Annotated in this window: 20 protein-coding genes; 5 read left to right on the forward strand and 15 right to left on the reverse strand. The window is 60.7% G+C overall.

Annotation, left to right across the window (positions count from 1 at the left end; all coding sequences use genetic code 11):
- Positions 1 to 149: 149 nt before the first annotated feature.
- From ACJ8QF_RS18265 to ftsB, 6 genes are read right to left on the reverse strand one after another with little or no spacing between them, the layout of a single operon-like run.
- Positions 150 to 776, reverse strand: coding sequence for a protein-L-isoaspartate(D-aspartate) O-methyltransferase (locus tag ACJ8QF_RS18265; RefSeq protein ID WP_044029655.1), 627 nt, complete (start codon positions 774 to 776; stop codon positions 150 to 152).
- Positions 770 to 1,531: a 5'/3'-nucleotidase SurE gene (gene surE / locus ACJ8QF_RS18270; protein WP_004932588.1), complete on the reverse strand. Its 762-nt coding sequence runs from the start codon at positions 1,529 to 1,531 to the stop codon at positions 770 to 772. Before surE ends, ACJ8QF_RS18265 begins: the two co-directional genes overlap by 7 nt.
- The gene (gene truD / locus ACJ8QF_RS18275; protein ID WP_325962695.1) at positions 1,512 to 2,558 is read right to left on the reverse strand and encodes a tRNA pseudouridine(13) synthase TruD; all 1,047 of its coding nucleotides are present in this window, start codon (positions 2,556 to 2,558) and stop codon (positions 1,512 to 1,514) included. The genes surE and truD overlap by 20 nt, the downstream gene beginning before the upstream one ends.
- 4 nt (positions 2,559 to 2,562) lie before the next feature.
- Positions 2,563 to 3,036: a 2-C-methyl-D-erythritol 2,4-cyclodiphosphate synthase gene (ispF, locus tag ACJ8QF_RS18280; protein WP_004932594.1), complete on the reverse strand. Its 474-nt coding sequence runs from the start codon at positions 3,034 to 3,036 to the stop codon at positions 2,563 to 2,565.
- Between the two features lie 10 nt (positions 3,037 to 3,046).
- On the reverse strand, positions 3,047 to 3,754 hold the full coding sequence (gene ispD, locus ACJ8QF_RS18285) for a 2-C-methyl-D-erythritol 4-phosphate cytidylyltransferase (RefSeq protein ID WP_004932598.1): 708 nt from the start codon (positions 3,752 to 3,754) through the stop codon (positions 3,047 to 3,049).
- Positions 3,755 to 3,757: 3 nt separating this feature from the next.
- Positions 3,758 to 4,078 carry a cell division protein FtsB gene (gene ftsB, locus ACJ8QF_RS18290; RefSeq protein WP_016929043.1) on the reverse strand — a complete coding sequence of 107 codons (321 nt, stop codon included), beginning with the start codon at positions 4,076 to 4,078 and terminating at the stop codon, positions 3,758 to 3,760.
- Positions 4,079 to 4,481: 403 nt separating this feature from the next.
- On the opposite strand from ftsB, the gene ACJ8QF_RS18295 reads away from it, so the two are divergent.
- From ACJ8QF_RS18295 to ACJ8QF_RS18305, 3 genes are all read left to right on the forward strand, one after another.
- Entirely contained in the window at positions 4,482 to 5,252 is a 771-nt protein-coding gene (locus ACJ8QF_RS18295; protein WP_044029659.1) for a basic amino acid ABC transporter substrate-binding protein, read from the forward strand.
- A 114-nt stretch (positions 5,253 to 5,366) separates the two neighbouring features.
- Positions 5,367 to 6,086, forward strand: coding sequence for an amino acid ABC transporter permease (locus ACJ8QF_RS18300; RefSeq protein WP_042706788.1), 720 nt, complete (start codon positions 5,367 to 5,369; stop codon positions 6,084 to 6,086).
- The gene (locus ACJ8QF_RS18305) at positions 6,070 to 6,792 is read left to right on the forward strand and encodes an amino acid ABC transporter ATP-binding protein (protein ID WP_004932608.1); all 723 of its coding nucleotides are present in this window, start codon (positions 6,070 to 6,072) and stop codon (positions 6,790 to 6,792) included. Before ACJ8QF_RS18300 ends, ACJ8QF_RS18305 begins: the two co-directional genes overlap by 17 nt.
- A 52-nt stretch (positions 6,793 to 6,844) precedes the next feature.
- On the opposite strand, the gene ACJ8QF_RS18310 is transcribed toward ACJ8QF_RS18305, so the two are convergent.
- The 5 genes from ACJ8QF_RS18310 to cysG form a co-directional block, all read right to left on the reverse strand.
- Complete coding sequence (locus tag ACJ8QF_RS18310) at positions 6,845 to 7,171, reverse strand: DUF3561 family protein (protein WP_004932611.1); 327 nt, start codon at positions 7,169 to 7,171, stop codon at positions 6,845 to 6,847.
- A gap of 84 nt (positions 7,172 to 7,255) precedes the next feature.
- Positions 7,256 to 7,945 (reverse strand): adenylyl-sulfate kinase, encoded by a 690-nt coding sequence (gene cysC, locus ACJ8QF_RS18315; RefSeq protein WP_015376685.1) that lies wholly within the window; start codon positions 7,943 to 7,945, stop codon positions 7,256 to 7,258.
- A complete protein-coding gene (gene cysN, locus ACJ8QF_RS18320) occupies positions 7,884 to 9,311 on the reverse strand; it encodes a sulfate adenylyltransferase subunit CysN (protein ID WP_021505317.1) in 1,428 nt (475 codons plus the stop codon). Before cysN ends, cysC begins: the two co-directional genes overlap by 62 nt.
- Positions 9,312 to 9,322: 11 nt before the next feature.
- Entirely contained in the window at positions 9,323 to 10,231 is a 909-nt protein-coding gene (cysD, locus tag ACJ8QF_RS18325; RefSeq protein ID WP_004932620.1) for a sulfate adenylyltransferase subunit CysD, read from the reverse strand.
- A 22-nt stretch (positions 10,232 to 10,253) separates the two neighbouring features.
- Entirely contained in the window at positions 10,254 to 11,684 is a 1,431-nt protein-coding gene (gene cysG, locus ACJ8QF_RS18330) for a siroheme synthase CysG (RefSeq protein WP_265261594.1), read from the reverse strand.
- Positions 11,685 to 11,944: 260 nt separating this feature from the next.
- Here cysG and ACJ8QF_RS18335 point away from each other — a divergent pair, with 260 nt between their 5' ends.
- Positions 11,945 to 13,015: an aminopeptidase gene (locus ACJ8QF_RS18335; RefSeq protein WP_028127845.1), complete on the forward strand. Its 1,071-nt coding sequence runs from the start codon at positions 11,945 to 11,947 to the stop codon at positions 13,013 to 13,015.
- A 55-nt stretch (positions 13,016 to 13,070) separates the two neighbouring features.
- On the opposite strand, the gene ACJ8QF_RS18340 is transcribed toward ACJ8QF_RS18335, so the two are convergent.
- From ACJ8QF_RS18340 to cysJ, 3 genes are all read right to left on the reverse strand, one after another.
- On the reverse strand, positions 13,071 to 13,805 hold the full coding sequence (locus tag ACJ8QF_RS18340; RefSeq protein ID WP_015376681.1) for a phosphoadenylyl-sulfate reductase: 735 nt from the start codon (positions 13,803 to 13,805) through the stop codon (positions 13,071 to 13,073).
- Between the two features lie 61 nt (positions 13,806 to 13,866).
- Positions 13,867 to 15,582: an assimilatory sulfite reductase (NADPH) hemoprotein subunit gene (gene cysI / locus ACJ8QF_RS18345; RefSeq protein ID WP_060558592.1), complete on the reverse strand. Its 1,716-nt coding sequence runs from the start codon at positions 15,580 to 15,582 to the stop codon at positions 13,867 to 13,869.
- On the reverse strand, positions 15,582 to 17,384 hold the full coding sequence (gene cysJ, locus ACJ8QF_RS18350; protein WP_015376679.1) for an NADPH-dependent assimilatory sulfite reductase flavoprotein subunit: 1,803 nt from the start codon (positions 17,382 to 17,384) through the stop codon (positions 15,582 to 15,584). The genes cysI and cysJ overlap by 1 nt, the downstream gene beginning before the upstream one ends.
- Before the next feature lie 436 nt (positions 17,385 to 17,820).
- Here cysJ and queD point away from each other — a divergent pair, with 436 nt between their 5' ends.
- Positions 17,821 to 18,180, forward strand: a complete 360-nt coding sequence (gene queD, locus ACJ8QF_RS18355) for a 6-carboxytetrahydropterin synthase QueD (RefSeq protein WP_004932638.1) — start codon at positions 17,821 to 17,823, stop codon at positions 18,178 to 18,180.
- 30 nt (positions 18,181 to 18,210) lie between these two features.
- Here the strand turns inward: queD and queE are convergent, their stop codons facing one another.
- Complete coding sequence (gene queE, locus ACJ8QF_RS18360; RefSeq protein ID WP_004932641.1) at positions 18,211 to 18,882, reverse strand: 7-carboxy-7-deazaguanine synthase QueE; 672 nt, start codon at positions 18,880 to 18,882, stop codon at positions 18,211 to 18,213.
- Positions 18,883 to 18,948 lie beyond the last annotated feature (66 nt).

The raw sequence follows: 18,948 nt of genomic DNA on the forward strand, positions 1-18,948 counted from the left end.
GCTAACCACATTGGCGTTGCCGCACCATAAGACAACTACGTAGAAAGGCCAATTCTAGTGAAAATTAGCCTGATTGGAACGAGAAAACCTTATCCGGCCATGATGAAAGTGCAACAGATTTTGCAGACGGTCGAAAATTCAGACAATCGCTAGGCCAATTCGCCTTTCACCAACGGCACAAAGCGCACCGCCTCTACCGCATCGACAACGAAATCGTTGCCATGACGCTGAATGCGTTTGAGGGTTTGGGCCTGCTCGCCCACCGGCAACACCAAAATGCCGCCGTCGTCCAGCTGCTCCACCAGTGCCTGCGGGATCTCCGGCGGCGCGGCAGTGACGATGATCGCATCGAACGGGCCGCGCGACGCCCAACCCAGCCAGCCGTCGCCATGGCGGGTGGAAACATTGTGAAGATCGAGCTGTTTCAGGCGGCGCTTGGCCTGCCACTGCAGCCCCTTGATGCGTTCGACGGAACAAACGTGTTGCACCAGATGCGCCAGGATAGCGGTTTGATAACCGGAACCGGTACCGATCTCCAGCACCCTTGAGGTAGGTTTCAGATTCAGCAGCTCGGTCATCCGCGCCACCATATAAGGCTGGGAAATGGTCTGACCGGAACCGATCGGCAATGCGGTGTTTTCGTAGGCCTTATGATCCAGCGCTTCATCGACAAAACGCTCGCGCGGCACCGCTTCGATCGCCCGCAGCAGCTTTTCGTCTCGGATCCCCTGCTGCCGCAGCTGCGTCAGCAATGTTTGCATGCGCTTATTCACCATTCCCCGCTAACCTCTGCCTTGGTTAACCATGTTTTCACGACTTCTTGCGCCGCGTAGGCGGTTAAATCCACCTGCAGCGGCGTTATCGCCACATAGCCTTGTTCCACCGCCGCAAAGTCGGTATCCGGCCCGGCATCAAATTTATCACCAGGCGGCCCGATCCAGTAGATATTTTGTCCGCGCGGATCCTGTTGGCAGAAGACCTTGTCGGCGGGATGGCGGCTGCCGCAGCGGGTAACGCGCAGGCCTTTGATCTCAGCCAGCGGCAGATCCGGCACGTTAATATTCAGAATTTTTCCGGTACGTAGCGGTTCGCGCTGCAGCGCGCGCAGGATGCGGCAGGTAATGGCGGAGGCGGTCGCGTAGTGCCGGTGGCCGTTCAGCGACACCGCCAAGGCAGGCAACCCCAGGTGCCGGCCCTCCATCGCCGCCGCGACGGTGCCGGAATAGATAACATCGTCGCCCAAATTCGGCCCGGCGTTAATGCCGGATACCACGATATCGGGTGCCGGGCGCATCAATGCGTTGACGCCAAGGTAAACACAGTCGGTCGGCGTCCCTTGCAACACCGCAATATCCCCGTTGGCCAGCGTCTGCGTGCGCAACGGCGACTCCAGCGTTAAAGCATTGGAAGAGCCACTGCGGTTACGATCCGGTGCCACGACCTGCACTTCGGCGAATTCCCGCAGCGCCGCCGCCAGCACCTGAATGCCCGGGGCGCTGACGCCGTCATCGTTACTCAGCAATATCCGCATCACTGTTATCCTGCTGCATGATCTCGCGAACCACGCTGGTAGCAAAGCTGCCCGCCGGCAGCCAGAAGCGCAGTTCCACGGTAACGTCATCCCACCAGTTCCACTGCAAATTTTGCGGCTGCAACAGCAGGGCCCGACGAGCGGGTTCAACACGCTCGCGCTTTAAAAGCGTAAGCAATTCCGGTTGTTCCGCCAAGCATTGTTGTTCAAAAGCCAAGGCTTGGTCGGCGGTGCCTGGCTCACCATCGCCCGGCAAGGGAGCCGTGATCGCCAGCTCGCCGGCATCCAGCCGTTGCTGCAACGTCTCCAGCTCATCGGCTTTGGCGACGAACCAGCTGCCGCGCCCACTCAGCTGCAGGGCATCCCCTTCCAGCACGGTGCGCTGCAGCCCGTCAGCCAGGCGTTGGCTCGCGATCAGATTGAACAGCGCGCTGCGGCTGGCGGACAGGTAGAAGCTGCGCTTACTGCGCTCTTTGACACGAATTTCGTCGTTCGCCCAGCGGCGCGCCATCACCAGGTTGTTGCCGCCGCGGCCGAAGCGTTGGCTGCCGAAATAGTTTGGCACGCCCTGCGCGGTGATGGCCTGCAGGCGACGTTCCACGTCCTGCCGATCGGAAATCTGGCGCAGCACCAGCGTAAAGTGGTTGCCCTTCAGATTGCCGATGCGCATTTTGCGCAGGTGGCGGGCGAACGAGAGCACCTCGCAGCCTTCCAGCGTAAACCGGGAGAAATCCGGCGTGTCTTTGCCCGGCATATGCAGGCAGAACCACTGTTCGGTCACCGCGTGGCGATCCTTCAAGCCCGCATAGCTGACGGAACGGGCGTGAATACCGGCGAAGCGCGCCAGATAGTCGGCCACGAACTGGGTATTGCAGCCGTTTTTACGGATATTTACCAGCACGTGCTCACCTTCACCGTCCGGCGCAAAGCCCAGATCTTCGACCACCACAAAATCTTCCGGATTGGCTTTCAACACCCCGGAACTCTGCGGCCGGCCATGCAGCCAGGTCAGATTCGCCATATCCATGCGGTTATTCCTTGATCAGCAAGGCGACCGCTTCGCAGGCGATGCCCTCGCCGCGCCCGGTGAAACCGAGCTGTTCGGTGGTAGTGGCCTTCACGTTGACGTCATCCATATGGCACTGCAGGTCTTCCGCCAGGAAGACGCGCATCTGCGGGATGTGCGGCGCCATTTTCGGCGCCTGAGCGATGATGGTGATATCGAGGTTACCGAGGCGGTAACCTTTGGCGCGGATGCGTTTCCAGGCTTCGCGCAACAGCTCGCGGCTGTCGGCGCCTTTGAAGGCCGGGTCGGTATCGGGGAACAGTTTGCCGATATCGCCCAGCGCCGCCGCCCCCAGCAGGGCGTCGGTGGCGGCATGCAGCGCGACGTCACCGTCGGAGTGGGCCAGCAAGCCTTTGTCGTAAGGGATGCGAACACCACCGATCACCAACGGGCCTTCGCCGCCGAATTTATGTACATCAAAACCGTGACCGATACGCATGATGCGCTCCTTAATTGTCTAACTGGGTCAAATAGAACGCCGCCAGCGCCAAATCCTCCGGCCGCGTTACTTTAATGTTGTCCGCCCGGCCGGCGATCAGCAGCGGATGATAGCCGCAATGTTCCAGCGCCGAGGCTTCGTCGGTGACGTTCGCGCCTTCATCCAGCGCGCGCTGCAGGCACTGCTTGAGCAGCGGCAGCGGAAACAGCTGCGGCGTCAGCGCATGCCACAGATCCTGCCGTTCAACGGTGTGGGCGATGGTGTCGCGGCCGGGTTCGGCGCGCTTCATGGTGTCGCGCACCGGCGCGGCGAGAATGCCGCCCACCTTGCTGTGTGCGGTGATCGCCAGCAGGCGCTCGAGATCGTCGGCGTGCAGGCAGGGGCGCGCGGCGTCGTGCACCAGCACCCAGTCCGCATCCCCCGCCAGTTTCAACCCGGCCATCACCGAATCGGCGCGCTGTTTGCCGCCCTCGGTGACGGTCACCCGCGGATCCTGAGCGATGGGTAGCCGTTCGAACTGACGATCTTCCGGGCCGATCGCCACGATCACCCGTTCAATGCGCGGGTGGCGCAACAGGGCGTGGATGGCGTGTTCGACGATGCTGTGCCGGCCGATGGTTAAATATTGCTTCGGGCATTCCGCCTGCATGCGGCTGCCGATACCGGCAGCGGGCAGGACGGCAATCACCGAGGGAAAGGTACCTGCGGAGTGATTCATGCGTTATTTTTGTGCGTTGTTTTGCGAAGAAGACGCCGCGTTGCGCCTGGATTGGTCAGGAACCAGACGATAGAAAGTCTCACCGGGCTTGATCATGCCCAGCTCATTACGCGCACGCTCTTCGATCGCTTCCTGTCCGCCGTTCAAATCATCGATTTCGGCAAACAGCTGATCGTTACGCGCTTTCAACTTGGCGTTGTTGCCCTGCTGGACCGCAACGTCTTCATTGACCCGCACGTAATCGTGAATACCATTTTTGCCCAGCCACAGTGAATACTGTAACCAACCGAGCAATGCCAGCAATAGCAGCGTAAGTTTTCCCATCTCCGCCCCCTGAAAAACCGACCAATCATCCCACAACTTCTCGTTGGACTCCACACTGAGAGCGGCATTTCAACGCCAAATTCAGAATACGGATGAAGGGTTCCCGTGTTTATCGCCTAATTCCGCTGCGAAAGCGGCAAAAAACGCCCCTTTGGCTCGGCGCACGCGCCGCGTTTTCCAATGAGACACACACTGCCCTACCTCCATTATGCAGCAAGAATCACTGCATCACCGCTTCCTGACACATCGCTTACGCCACAGCAAAGCAAAAAGTGAATATTTAACACCATAGAGAGAAGAATCGTCATGCAGCGGTTGCACTTTCATTCATTGAAGCTTATTTTTATGCACTCATAGTGCATAAATAATTCCAATATATAACCATTCATTATCGGGGATCGCGATGTTAAAACGTTTAGTTCTGATCGGCGCCTGCCTGGCCGCCACCTTCTCCATCGCTGCGTTGGCGGCTGAACCCACCTACGTCGTCGGCTCCGGCGGCACCTATCGGCCATTCGAATTTGAAAACAGCCAAAAGCAGCTGGAAGGCTTCGACATCGACATCATCAAGGCAGTGGCCAAGGCCGAAGGCTTCCAAATCAAACTGATCAATACGCCGTGGGAAGGGATCTTCGCCACGCTGAACTCCGGCGATCGCGATATCATCATTTCCGGCATTACCATCACCGATAAGCGCAAGCAGATGGTTGATTTCTCTGCGCCTTACTTCCCGGCTGAGCAGGCCATCGTGGTGCCGCAAGACTCGAAGGTGGACTCCATCGCCGCGCTGAAAGCGCTGAAGGTCGGCGTAGTGAACTCCAGCACCGGCGACATCGTGGTGTCCGACGTGCTGGGCAAAAACAGCACCGCCATCAAACGCTTCGACAATACCCCGCTGATGCTGCAAGAGCTGTATGAAGACGGCATCGGCGCGGCGGTCGGCGACGTCGGCGTGGCCAAGTTCTATATCAAAACCCACCCGGAGAAAGCCTTCAAGCTGGTGCCCGACGCCAAGTTCGAGCGCCAGTATTTCGGCATCGCCGTCGCCAAAGGCAACGATGAGCTGCGCAACAAGATCAACGCCGGCCTGAAGAAAATCGTCGCCGACGGCACCTACGCCAAGATCTACCAAACCTGGTTCGACAGCAACGTACCGACGCTGCCGGCGGAATAATCCTCAGTCGCCGGTGCCCGCAAGGGCGTCGGCGCACCACCGTTTCAGCCTACCAAGAAGGAATACCCCTTGAACTTCCGCTGGGAGATCATCCAGGAATACGCGCCGCTGTTTATGGAAGGCGCCTGGATGACCATCAAATGCACCATTATCTGCGTGCTGCTGGGCACCACCTGGGGATTGATCCTCGGTTTGGGGCGCCTGGCGCAGGCGCCGCACGGCATCTGGAAACCCATCCTGCATTACGGCGTTCAGTGGCCGGTGCGCATCTACATCAGCGCCTTTCGCGGCACGCCGCTGTTCGTGCAGATCATGGTGGTGCACTTCGCGCTGGTGCCGCTGTTCATCAACCCGCGTGACGGTCTGCTGGTCACCAGCGGCCTGATGAGCGTCGATTTCGCCCGTGCGCTGCGCGCCGACTACGGCGCCTTTCTCTCCTGCGTGGTGGCGATCACGCTCAACGCCGGCGCCTATGTGTCGGAGATCTTCCGCGCCGGGATCCAGTCGATCGACCGCGGCCAGATGGAAGCCTCGCGCTCGTTGGGCATGAGCTATGGCAAAACCATGCGCCAGGTGATCCTGCCGCAAGCCTTCCGGCGCATGCTGCCGCCGCTGGGCAACAACGCCATCGCCATCGTCAAAGATTCGTCGCTGGCCTCCGCCATCGGCCTGGCGGATCTGGCCTATGCCGCCCGTACCGTCTCCGGCGCCTACGCCACCTACTGGGAGCCCTACCTGACCATTTCGCTGGTCTATTGGGTCATCACCTTCCTGCTCTCGCTGCTGGTGCAACACATGGAAAAGAGGTTCGGTAAAAGTGATTCGCGTACATAACCTGCAAAAACAGTTCGGCGAAAGCCACGTGCTGCGCGGCATTTCCTGCCGGATCGCCGCCAACGAAGTGGTGTGCGTCATCGGCCCTTCAGGCTCCGGGAAGAGCACCTTCCTTCGCTGCATCAATGCGCTGGAGACGCTCTCCGGCGGCGAGATCGAGGTCAACGGTTTCGCCGTCCACGATCAGAAAACCGACCTGAATAAGATGCGGGAAAGCGTGGGCATGGTGTTCCAGCGTTTCAATCTGTTCCCGCACATGACGGTGTTGGAAAATATCATCATGGCGCCGGTGAGCGTGAAGAAACAGCCGCGCGCCGAAGCCATCGCGCAAGCAGAACAGCTGCTGCTCAAGGTCGGCCTGCTCGACAAGATCGACGCCTATCCCAACAGCCTGTCGGGCGGCCAGCAGCAGCGGGTAGCGATCGCCCGCGCGCTGGCGATGGAGCCGAAGATCATGCTGTTCGACGAGCCGACCTCCGCACTCGATCCTGAGCTGGTGGGCGAAGTGTTGGCGGTGATGAAATCACTGGCCCACGAGGGCATGACCATGGTGGTGGTGACGCATGAGATGGGCTTTGCCCGCGAGGTGGCCGACCGGGTGCTGTTTATCGATCAGGGGATCATTCAGGAGGAGGGTGCGCCGCAGCAGATCTTCAGCCAGCCGGCCAATCCGCGCACGCAGGCGTTTCTAAGCAAAGTTTTGTAACCTTCGACACGGCTTTGCAATCCTTCGGGCGCCGGCATCGGCGCCCGCTCTCTCACCACCCGGTCAGGAAGCTGAACACCAGCCAGAACAGGCACAGCACGATCGCGCCGGTCAGCAGCAGCGTCAGGATCAGACGGCCGCGCAACAGCATGCTGAGGGTGATGCCGATCAGCACCGACAGCGGCATCAGAGCCAGGAAGAACGGCCAGGTATAGAGCAGGAAAAACAGCGTGTTGGAACCGTAAACCAGAAACGGCAACGCGAACGCCAGCCAGTAGAAAACAAAGCCGCTGACGCCGCCCAGGAAAGAATAAGAAGGCTCCTCTCTCTCCTGTTTTGACTGCTTGGAGTCGATCAAGATAGGCGTGACATTTTGCATAGTGATCCCTGGTTATTCGGCTCGCTCTGCGGCGGCTTAGAGTAAAAAGCGCATGGCGAAAAACGCCACACGCTTTTTTTGAATTCAGGGTTTGATAATAGCCTGACCACGCAACACGTCTAACAATTGCGCAATCAAATTTGTTACCAATTGTTGGCCGTCGAGGTGGATTTCCGGCTGCTGCGGCGCCTCATAAACCGCGTCGATACCGGTGAAATTGCGCAGCTCGCCGGCGCGCGCTTTTTTATACAACCCTTTCGGATCGCGCGCCTCGCAGATCGCCAACGGCGTGTCGACGAACACCTCGATAAAGCGATCGTCGCCGAGCATCTCGCGCACCATTTGCCGCTCGGCGCGGTGCGGCGAAATGAACGCGGTCAGCACCACCAGCCCGGCATCCACCATCAGCTTGGCCACTTCCCCCACCCGGCGGATGTTCTCGCGCCGATCCTCGTCGGAAAAACCGAGATCGCGGCACAGACCGTGGCGCACGTTATCGCCGTCCAGCAGATAGGTGCTGACGCCAAGCCCATGCAGCGCCTGCTCCAGCGCGCCGGCGACGGTGGATTTGCCCGAGCCGGACAGCCCGGTAAACCACAGCACCGCGCCGCGGTGGCCGTTGCGCGCTTCGCGATCCGCACGCGTCACCGCATGCGGATGCCAAACCACGTTCTCATCGTCCGGCCCGGTCGCCCTCAGTTCAGCGGCCACCTTATCGGCCACCGAGCAGATCGCGTGCGCCCCAATGCGGGAAGTGCTTGCGCACCAGCGCATTCAGCTCCAGCTCGAAGGCGCTGAATTCACCGCGCGCCGCCGAGGCATCCTGCAGCGTTTCACGCACCAGACCGGCGCCAACCGTCACGTTGCTCATGCGATCGATGAAGATCAGCCCGCCGGTGTCGTGATTGCTCTGATAGCTGTCCAGCACCAGCGGTTCGTCGAAGGTCAGCTCCACCAACCCGATGCCGTTGAGCGGCAATGTGTCGGCCGGGTGTTGCGCCAGCGTGTTTATCTCCACCTGATGGCGAATGCTCTCCACGCGGGCACGGGTCTTTTTGCCGGCGATCTTGATGTCGTAGCTCTGGCCCGGCACCAGCGGCTGCTCGGCCATCCATACCACGTCCACCCGCGCGCTCTGCGCCGCCTGCAGACTTTCTCCGGCGTCGACCAGCAAATCGCCGCGGCTGATGTCCACTTCATCTTTCAGTACCAGCGTAATCGCCTCGCCCGGCACCGCTTCTTGCAGATCGCCGTCGAAGGTCACGATACGCGCCACGCTGGACTCCACGCCGGAAGGCAGCACTTTGATGCGTTGCCCCACCCGCACTACACCGGCGGAAAGCGTGCCGGCATAGCCGCGGAAATCGAGGTTCGGGCGGTTGACGTACTGCACCGGGAAGCGCAGCGGCTGGTTTTCTCGCTCGCTGATCACGTCCACGCTCTCGAGCACTTCCAGCAGCGTCGGGCCGCTATACCACGGCATATGGGCGCTTTCGCTCGCCACGTTGTCGCCGTCCAGCGCCGACAGCGGCACGAACTTGATGTCCAGATCGCCCGGCAGCTGCTGGGCGAAGGTCAGGTAATCCTGTTTGAACTGCTCGAACACCGCTTCCTGATAGTCCACCAGATCCATTTTGTTTACCGCAACCACCAGATGGCGAATGCCCAGCAGGGTCGCGATAAAGCTGTGGCGGCGAGTCTGATCCAGCACCCCTTTGCGCGCGTCGATCAACAGGATCGCCAGATCGCAGGTCGAGGCGCCGGTGGCCATGTTGCGGGTGTACTGCTCGTGCCCCGGGGTATCGGCGATGATAAATTTACGTTTTTCGGTCGAGAAATAGCGATAGGCCACGTCGATGGTGATGCCCTGCTCGCGCTCGGCCTGCAGGCCGTCCACCAGCAGCGCCAGATCGAGCTTTTCGCCCTGGGTGCCGATGCGTTTGCTGTCGCTGTGCAGCGTCGACAGCTGATCCTCGTAGATCTGGCGGGTATCGTGCAGCAGGCGGCCAATCAGGGTGCTTTTGCCGTCATCGACGCTGCCGCAGGTCAGAAAGCGCAGCAGGCTCTTGTGCTGCTGCGCGTGCAGATAAGATTCGACGCCGCCCTGGTCAGCGATTTGTTGTGCAATTGCGTTGTTCATCCGGCGGCTCCTTAGAAATACCCTTGACGCTTTTTCAGCTCCATCGAGCCGGACTGATCGCGATCGATCATCCGCCCCTGGCGTTCACTGGTGGTGGAGACCAGCATCTCTTCGATGATCTCCGGCAGGGTTTGCGCCTGCGAGTCCACCGCGCCGGTCAGCGGCCAGCACCCCAGGGTGCGGAAACGCACCATGCGCTGGCTGATCACTTCACCCGGCTGCAGATCGATGCGATCGTCGTCCACCATCATCAGCATGCCGTCGCGCTCCACCACCGGGCGCGGTTTCGCCAGGTACAGCGGCACGATGTCGATCTTTTCCAGGAAGATGTACTGCCAGATATCCAGCTCGGTCCAGTTCGACAGCGGGAAGACGCGGATGCTCTCCCCTTTGTTGATCTGGCCGTTGTAGTTGTGCCACAGCTCCGGCCGCTGATTTTTCGGATCCCAGCGGTGGAAGCGATCGCGGAACGAATAGATGCGCTCTTTGGCGCGCGATTTCTCCTCGTCGCGCCGCGCACCGCCGAAGGCGGCGTCAAAACCGTACTTGTTCAACGCCTGCTTCAGGCCCTCGGTTTTCATGATGTCGGTATGCTTGGCGCTGCCGTGCACGAACGGGTTGATACCCATCGCCACCCCTTCCGGGTTTTTATGCACCAGCAGCTCAAAGCCGTACTCCTTCGCAGTGCGATCGCGGAATTCGTACATTTCACGGAACTTCCAGCCGGTATCGACGTGCAGCAGCGGGAACGGCAGCGTGCCGGGGAAGAACGCCTTGCGCGCCAAATGCAGCATCACGGAAGAGTCCTTGCCGATGGAATACAGCATTACCGGGTTAGCGAATTCAGCGGCGACTTCACGGATGATATGGATACTCTCCGCCTCCAATTGCCGCAAATGAGTGAGTCGTTTTTCGTCCATAACAGATCCTTAAAAGCCTTGCCTATGCCAAATTCACGACGGCCGGGCGCGCGGCCCCTTCCGTCTGCGATTGATGCCCGAACCAGGCGATTTGATGGTGCAGTTCCACCACTTCGCCGATCACCAGCAGCGCCGGCAACGGCGCCCGTTGGGCCAGGTGTTCCAATTGATCCAACGTGCCGATCTGCACCTGCTGATCGGCGCGCGTGCCGCGGCTGATCACCGCCACCGGCGTCGCAGCGTCGCGGCCGTGGGCGATCAGGCGTTGGCTGATGTCCGCCGCCTTCATGGTGCCCATGTAGATAGCCAGCGTTTGCCGCGCCCGGGCCAGATCGGCCCAGTCCAGGCCATCGCCGTCCGGGCGGCAGTGGCCGGTGATAAAGGTCACGCTCTGCGCGTGATCGCGATGCGTCAGCGGAATGCCTGCGTAGGCGGTCGCCCCCGCGGCGGCCGTGACGCCCGGCACCACCTGGAACGGAATGCCGGCAGCGGCGGCCACCTGCAGCTCTTCACCGCCGCGGCCGAAGATGAACGGATCGCCGCCCTTGAGGCGCACCACGCGCTTGCCCTGCTGCGCCAGCTCCACCAGCAGCCTATTGGTCTCTTCCTGGATCACCGAGTGCGCGCCGGCGCGCTTGCCCACGCAGATGCGCTCGGCGTCGCGGCGCACCAGATCGAGGACTTCGCCGCTGACCAGATGGTCATACAGCACCACGTCCGCCTGCTGCATCACCTGCAGCCCGCGCAGGGTCAACAACCCCACGTCGCCCGGCCCGGCGCCCACCAGGGCGATCTCGCCCTGTGCGCCTTCATCGCCTGCGGCGAAGCGGTGTAAATCCTGCTCCAGCTGCCGCTCCGCCTGCGCCGTCTGGCCGTTGGCCACCAGCGTGGCGAAACGGCCGCCGAAGGTTTTCTCCCAGAAACGGCGACGTTCGCCGATCGAAGCCAACCGCTGTTTGACCTGGCCGCGCCAGCGGCCCGCTACCTGCGCCATCTGCCCCAAACTGGCGGGCAATAACGCCTCCAGCTTTTCGCGCAGCAATCGCGCCAGCACCGGCGCCTGGCCGCTGGACGATACGGCCACCACCAGCGGCGAGCGATCGATGATCGACGGGAAGATGAACGAGCAGCGCGGCTGATCGTCCACCACGTTGGCCAGCACCCGGCGTTTATCCGCCTCGGCGAACACCGCGGCGTTCAGCGCGTTGTCGTCCGTGGCGGCGATCGCCAGAAACACGTCGTCCAACTGCTGCGGATCAAAGGTTTTCCCCAGCCAGAGCACCCGCCCTTGCTGACGTTGTTGTTCCAGTTCCGGTGAGAGCGACTGCGCAACTATCCGTATTTCAGCCCCGGCGCGCTGAAGCAGGGAGACTTTGCGCGCCGCCACGTCACCACCGCCAACGACCAGCACCGGGCGTTGTTTCAGGTCGGCGAATATTGGTAGATAGTCCACAACAGCCTTTTCATATAACAGAAAGATAGTGTGACTATACGGGCTGAGATTTAGCCTCTGAAATGACGAAAAGGAATGATTAGTTCCTTTATGGAATATAGGCCGCAACGCAGGAGGCAAACGGTAATACTCACGGCGGCGGTTTGCGCATTCGCGCGAAATTAAGAGACAGGGAAATTGTGTAATACCGCCCGGCGTCTCATACTGGGTGCCGAAGAAAAATGATCGGCAGCGCCGATAGCAAAGAAGGATTTTTCGGTATGTTTTCCCGTTTTTACCTGAAGACCAGCCTGCTGGCCCTCGCACTCGGCGGCGTCTTCAGCGTTTGTGCCGCACAGCCCGTAAAAGACGCGCCAATGGGCCGTTTCGCCGCCGAGCAGACCCGCCACATCGCCACTTACTTCCCCGGCCGCATGGCGGGCAGCCCGGCCGAATTGCTCACCGCCGACTATCTGAAGCAGCAATTCAGCAAGATGGGTTACCAAAGCGACATTCGCAGCGTCAATACGCGCTATCTCTACACCAGCAAAGACGGCAAGAAGAACTGGAACAACGTCACCGCCAGCTCGGTGATCGCCGCCCGCAACGGCGACAGCCCAAAACAGATCGTGGTCGTCGCCCACTTCGACACCTATACGCCGCAGAGCGACGAGGATCTGGATAACAACCTCGGCGGCTTGACGCTGCAGGGCGTCGACGACAACGCCTCCGGCATCGGTGTGATGCTGGAACTGGCGGAACGCCTGAAGAACATCCCCACTGCCTACGGCCTGCGCTTCGTCGCCACCAGCGCCGAAGAGATCGGTTCACTGGGGGCGCAGAACTACCTGCAACGCATGAGCGCGGAAGAGAAAAGCAACACCGTGCTGGTGATCAACCTCGACAGCCTGATCACCGGCGATCGTCTGTATTTCAACGCCGGGCGCAACACGCCGCCGCAAATGGCGAAGCGTTCCCGCGATCGAGCGCTGGATATCGCCCACCGCTACGGCATCGCCGCCGCCACCAATCCGGGCAGCGCACAGCACCCGAAGGGCACCGGCTGCTGCTCCGATCAAGAGGTGTTCGACGCCGCGGGCATCCCGGTGCTGTCGGTGGAGGCCACCAACTGGTCGCTGGGCGACAAAGATGGCTACCAGCAGCGCGCCGTCAGCCCGCACTTCCCGCAGGGCATCACCTGGCACCGTCCGCAGTATGACAATCTGCAGTATCTGGATCGCTACCTGCCGGGGCGGATCGACAAACGCAGCCGCGACAGCGTGCAGATCCTGCTGCCGCTGATCAAAGAGCTGGCGCAGGCGCACCCGCCGAAAGCACAGAAGAAAAAGTAGCCCGCAAAAAAACAGGGCCCAGCATTGCTGAGCCCTGTCATGTCAATCACGCCGTTTAGCCTTCGTGCAGGCCACACTCGCGCTTCAGGCCGAAGAAACGCGTCTCTTCCTCGCTCATGCCCGGCTCCCACTTCTGGGTGGTGTGTGTATCACCTACCGACAGGTAGCCCTGCTCCCACAGCGGGTGATAGCTCAGCCCGTGTTCGGTCAGATACTGGTAAATCTTGCGGTTGTCCCAGTCGATGATCGGCAGGATCTTGAACACCCCACGCTGCACCGCCAGGACCGGCAGATTGGCGCGGCTGCCGGACTGCTCGCGCCGCAGGCCGGCGAACCAGCTCTGCGCGCCCAGCGTCTCCAGCGCGCGGTTCATCGGCTCGACCTTGTTGATCTGGTTGTATTTTTCAATCCCTTCTACGCCCTGCTCCCACAGCTTGCCATAGCGCGCCTCTTGCCAGGCGGGAGACTGCTCCGCGCGGAACACCTGCAGATTCAGCTTCAGCTGGTCGGCCAGTTGATCGATAAAGCGATAGGTTTCCGGGAACAGATAACCGGTGTCGGTCAGGATCACCGGGATATCCGGCCGGATGCGCGTCACCAGGTGCAGGCATACCGCCGCCTGAATGCCGAAACTGGACGAGAGTACGAACTCGCCGGGCAGATGCTCCAGCGCCCATTCAACGCGCTGTTCGGCGCTGAGGGTCTCCAGTTGGCCGTTGACCACCGCCAATGCCAGCGCCTGCCCGGATTTGGGCAACGCGTTCAGCGCCGCCAGATCGAATTCAGCCATGTTGTCTCTCCTGATACTTGAAATTTTCTGTGCGGCCCCTCTGCCCAGGGGCCGCCCGGCCTCACTCCCAGAAATCTCGCGCCGGATCCAGCACCGGTTTGACGACGCCCGCGCGAACGGTGAAGTCGCCGAAACCTTCGCCAGCGTTGCGCTCCTTCGCCCAGCGCCCCACCAGCAGGTCGATCTCGCTCAGGATCTCATCTTCGTTGATGTTCTCGCGGTACATGCGCGGAATGCGCGTGCCTTCGCGGTTGCCGCCCAAATGCAGGTTATAGCGGCCGACCGCCTTGCCCACCAGCCCCAGCTCCGCCAGTAGCGCGCGGCCACAGCCGTTCGGGCAGCCGGTGATGCGCAGCACGATATGCTCGTCGCCCACCCCATGCCGATGCATAATCCCTTCCACCTTGGTGACAAACTGCGGCAGGAAACGCTCGGCCTCCGCCATCGCCAGCGGGCAGGTCGGGAACGACACGCAGGCCATCGAGTTTTTGCGTTGCTCGCTGATCTGGTCGTCGATCAGGCCATGATCGCGCGCCAAGGCTTCGATCTTCGCCTTTTCGCTTTCCGGCACGCCGGCGATGATCACGTTTTGATTCGCCGTCAGACGGAAGTCGCCTTTATGGATCTTGGCGATCTCCGCCATGCCGGTCTTCAGCGGGCGCCCCGGATAGTCCAGCAGGCGGCCGTTCTCGATAAACAGCGTTAGATGCCATTGATCGTCGATGCCCTTCACCCAACCGATGCGATCGCCGCGGCCGGTGAATTCATACGGCCGGATCGGCGCGAAGGTGATGCCGGCGCGCTTTTCCACTTCGGCGCGGAAAACGTCCACGCCGACGCGCTCCAGCGTGTATTTGGTTTTGGCGTTCTTGCGATCGGTGCGGTTGCCCCAGTCGCGCTGCGTGGTCACCACCGCTTCCGCCACCGCCAGCGTATGCTCGAGCGGAATGTAGCCGAACTCGCTGGCCTGGCGCGCGTAGGTTTTCTTGTTGCCGTGCTCAATGGACAGCCCGCCGCCCACCAGCAGATTGAAGCCCACCAGCTTGCCGTTTTCGGCGATCGCCACAAAGTTCATGTCGTTGGCGTGCAGATCGACGTCGTTCTGCGGCGGGATCACCACCGTGGTTTTAAATTTACGCGGCAGGTAGGTCGGCCCCAGAATCGGCTCTTCGTCGGTGGTGGCCACCTTCTCCTGATCCAGCCACACCTCTGCGTAGGCGCGGGTGCGCGGCAGCAGGTGTTCGGAGATCTTCTTCGCCCACTCGTAGGCTTCCTGATGCAGCTCGGACTCCACCGGATTGGAGGTGCACAGCACGTTGCGATTCACGTCGTTGGCGGTCGCCAGCGCGTCCAGCCCCAGGCGGTTCAGCAGCTGGTGCACCGGTTTGACGTTGCCTTTCAGAATGCCGTGAAACTGGAACGTCTGGCGGTTGGTGATGCGAATGCTGCCGTACAGCGTGCTCTCCTGCGCGAACTTGTCGATGCCCAGCCACTGCTGCGGGCTGATGACGCCGCCCGGCAGGCGACAGCGCAGCATCATGGCGTGGCGCGGCTCCAGCTTCTGCTCGGCGCGTTCGGCGCGAATGTCGCGGTCATCCTGCTGGTACATGCCGTGAAAACGGATCAGCAGGAAGTTGTCGCCGTTGAAGCCGCCGGTCAGGCCGTCGTTCAAATCTTCGGCGATGGTGCCGCGCAGGAAGTTGCTCTCCTTCTTCATGCGCTCCGCATCGGCCAGTTTGCCTTCGACTACCAAAGGCCCGGGGTGTTTATCACTCATCAGTAAACATCTCGCTGATAACGGCGCTCAAGGCGCAGCTCACTTAAAAATTCATCCGCCTGCTCGGTATCCATGCCACCGTGCTCGGCCACCAGTTCCAGTAATGTGTTTTCCACGTCTTTCGCCATGCGATTGGCATCGCCGCAGACGTAAATGTGCGCGCCTTCCTGAATCCAGCGCCACACTTCCGCGCCCTGTTCGCGCAGTTTGTCTTGTACGTATATTTTATGTTGTTGGTCACGGGACCAGGCCAGATCGATGCGGGTCAGCAGGCCGTCTTTCACATAGCGCTGCCATTCGACCTGATACAGGAAATCTTCGGTAAAGTGCGGGTTGCCGAAGAACAGCCAGTTTTTGCCGCCGGCGCCGTCGGCGTCGCGCTGCTGCATAAAGGCGCGGAACGGCGCGATGCCGGTGCCCGGGCCGATCATGATCACCGGCGTTTCCGGGTTGGCCGGCAGGCGGAAGTTATCGTTGTGTTCGATAAACACCCGCACGTCGCCGTCTTCCTCCAGACGATCCGCCAGGAAGCCGGAGGCGCCGCCGCTGCGGGCGCGCCCGTCGATGTCGTAACGCACCACGCCCACGGTGATGTGCACTTCGCTTTCGTTCTCCGCCTGCGAAGAGGCGATGGAGTACAGGCGCGGCGTCAGCGGGCGCAGCAGGCCGACCAGCTGTTCGGCGCTCAGATCCGCCGGCGCCTGGCGCACCATGTCGACGATCGGCGTGTTGTGCGCGTACTGCTGCAGCGCGGCTTTATCCGCCAGCAGGCCGATCAGCGTTTCATCGCGCGACAGGGCGGCGTATTTATCGACGATCGGCGTGGTGTTCTGCGTCAGCTCGAAATGGCTGCGCAGCGCCTGCGCCAGCGGCAGGGTTTGCCCTTCCACCTCGACCGGCTCGTCGCCTTTCAGCCACAACAGCTGCACCAGTTCGTCCACCAGCGCCGGATCGTTGTCGAACCATACGCCGAGCGCATCGCCCGGCTGATAGCGCAGGCCGGAGTCGCCCAGATCGATCTCGATATGGCGCACGTCTTTATCCGACGCGCGGCCGGTAATTTTCTGCTTGACCGCCAGTTGGGCGGTGAGCGGCTGTTCCTTGCTGTACGGGCTGCTGTCGATCAGATCGACCGCGCCGCTGGCCAACACGCCCGGCGCGGCGCTTTCCGCCGGCGCGCGCGCCTTCAGCACCGACACCACCTGTTTGCGCCAGGCGGCGGCCAGTTCCTGGTACTCCACGTCGGCGTCCACACGCTCCACCAGGCGCTCGGCGCCCAGCTCGGCCAGCTTGCCGTCGAAATCCTTACCAGACTGGCAGAAATTCTCATAAGAGGTGTCGCCCAGCCCGAACACCGCAAAAGCGGTATCATTCAGCTTCGGCGCCTTTTTCGAGAACAGGAATTTATGCAGCGCCACCGCTTCTTCCGCCGGCTCGCCTTCCCCTTGCGTGGAGGCGACGATCACCAGCAGGCGCTCTTGAGCTATCTGCTTGAACTTGTAGTCGCCGGCGCTGATCAGCGTGGCGCTCAGATTGGCGGCCAGCAGATCGTCGCGCAGCTGCTCCGCCAGGCGGCGCGCATTGCCGGTCTGCGAAGCGGAAATGATGGTGATGCCGGCGGCAGCCGCAGGGGCAACAGGCGCAATGGCCACGGCTCCGGGCTGTTGATTGACCATGCCCCAAAAATAACCGGACAGCCACGCCAGCTGCGTCGGCGAATAGTCGCCGATCGTCGCCTGCAGGCGCGCCAGCTGTTCGGGCGTCAGCGGGAGCAAAGATGTTGGAGGAGCCTGAGTCGTCATTGCTGTACTTATTTCCTATACTTAGCGCCTTTCCTGCCAGGCGCGCGCCAGTGTCAGTCGCTGTCTCTTCGCTGCGTCGGGTGTGCGGAAAAGATCAGGAGAGTTTGTAAGGTTACCGAGCAGAATAGCAACGATTAAATAAGGGATAGCAATAAATCATAACCAAAATGACTAAGCTGTTTTTCTGGTAAGGGATAACGCTTAAACCGTTAAACAAAGTTTTTTATCCAGATGAAATTAAAGCGCTTTTTTTCATCGTTTTTTCACCGTTCAACATTTCGGCTCATAACCCCAGCCGATAGGTGCCGCAAACACCAAACAAAAAAAGTGTTAAACGGGCGCGTTGGCCGTGGCGGTAGACCATAACGGTATAAATGGCAAGCAGACGCGCTTTCCGGTACTATGCGGCGGTTTTTGAGTCAATGAGGCCGTAATAATGGCAACCACGCTGTTTAAAGATTTTCAGTTTGAAGCCGCACACCGCTTGCCGCACGTGCCGGAGGGCCATAAATGCGGCCGTCTGCATGGGCATTCGTTTATGGTGCGTCTGGAAGTGACCGGTGAAGTGGATCCCCACACCGGTTGGGTGATGGATTTCGCCGAGCTCAAGGCTGTGTTTTCCCCGATCTGGGAACGGCTGGATCACCATTATCTGAACGATATTCCAGGATTGGAAAATCCCACCAGCGAAGTGCTCGCCGCCTGGATTTGGCAGCAGCTCAAGCCCCAGCTGCCGGAATTGACGGCGGTGATGGTGAAAGAGACCTGTACGGCGGGATGCGTATATAAAGGTTAAAAGAAAGGGCGCCGCAATGGCGCCCTGATTTTAGGCGATGTTCAGATACTTGTGGGTCTGCATCGACAGCCGCCAATTGCGCGCGATACAGGTTTCAATACACAGACGGGTCGCCTCTTCTTTCTGGCTGATCGGCTGCAGTGCGATAATGCGCGCCTTGTCATCCTGCAACGTCGCCAGCAGCGCATCCAGCGCCTCGATGTCGCGCTCGCGCGCCACCGGATGCTTCACCTCGTCGGCGCGCCGCAGCGCCTGATCCAACACCTTCATGCCACCGCGCATATTCACCTTGGGCGAAACCGTCACCCAGGTGTTGGCGGAACAGCGAATTTCGTGGGTGCCGCTGGTTTCAATCTGGCAACGGTAGCCGTGCTGTTCGAACAGCTCGGTCAGCGGCGCCAGATCGTAGATGCAGGGTTCACCGCCGGTGATCACCACATGACGCGCGGTGTAGCCTTGCTGACGCATCACCGCCAGCAACTGCTCGGCGCTGGCATTGCCCCAGGCGTCGCTCTCTTCTGTTTTGACCAGGATCCGTTGCAGGTCGACTTCCCGATGGGCTTCCTTTTCCCAGGTATGTTTGGTGTCGCACCAGCTGCACCCTACCGGGCAGCCCTGCAGGCGGATGAAAATGGCCGGCACGCCGGTGAAAAAGCCTTCGCCCTGCAAGGTTTGGAACATCTCGTTGATCGGGTACTGCATCGGTTTCTCAATCTGGAAAAGTAAAAAGCGATTATCGCAGATTCCGGCCCGGCGACCAAACGGCCA

The sequence above is a fragment of the Serratia sp. CY81684 genome, from assembly GCF_052166595.1.
GTDB classification, from domain to species: Bacteria; Pseudomonadota; Gammaproteobacteria; order Enterobacterales; family Enterobacteriaceae; genus Serratia; species Serratia nematodiphila.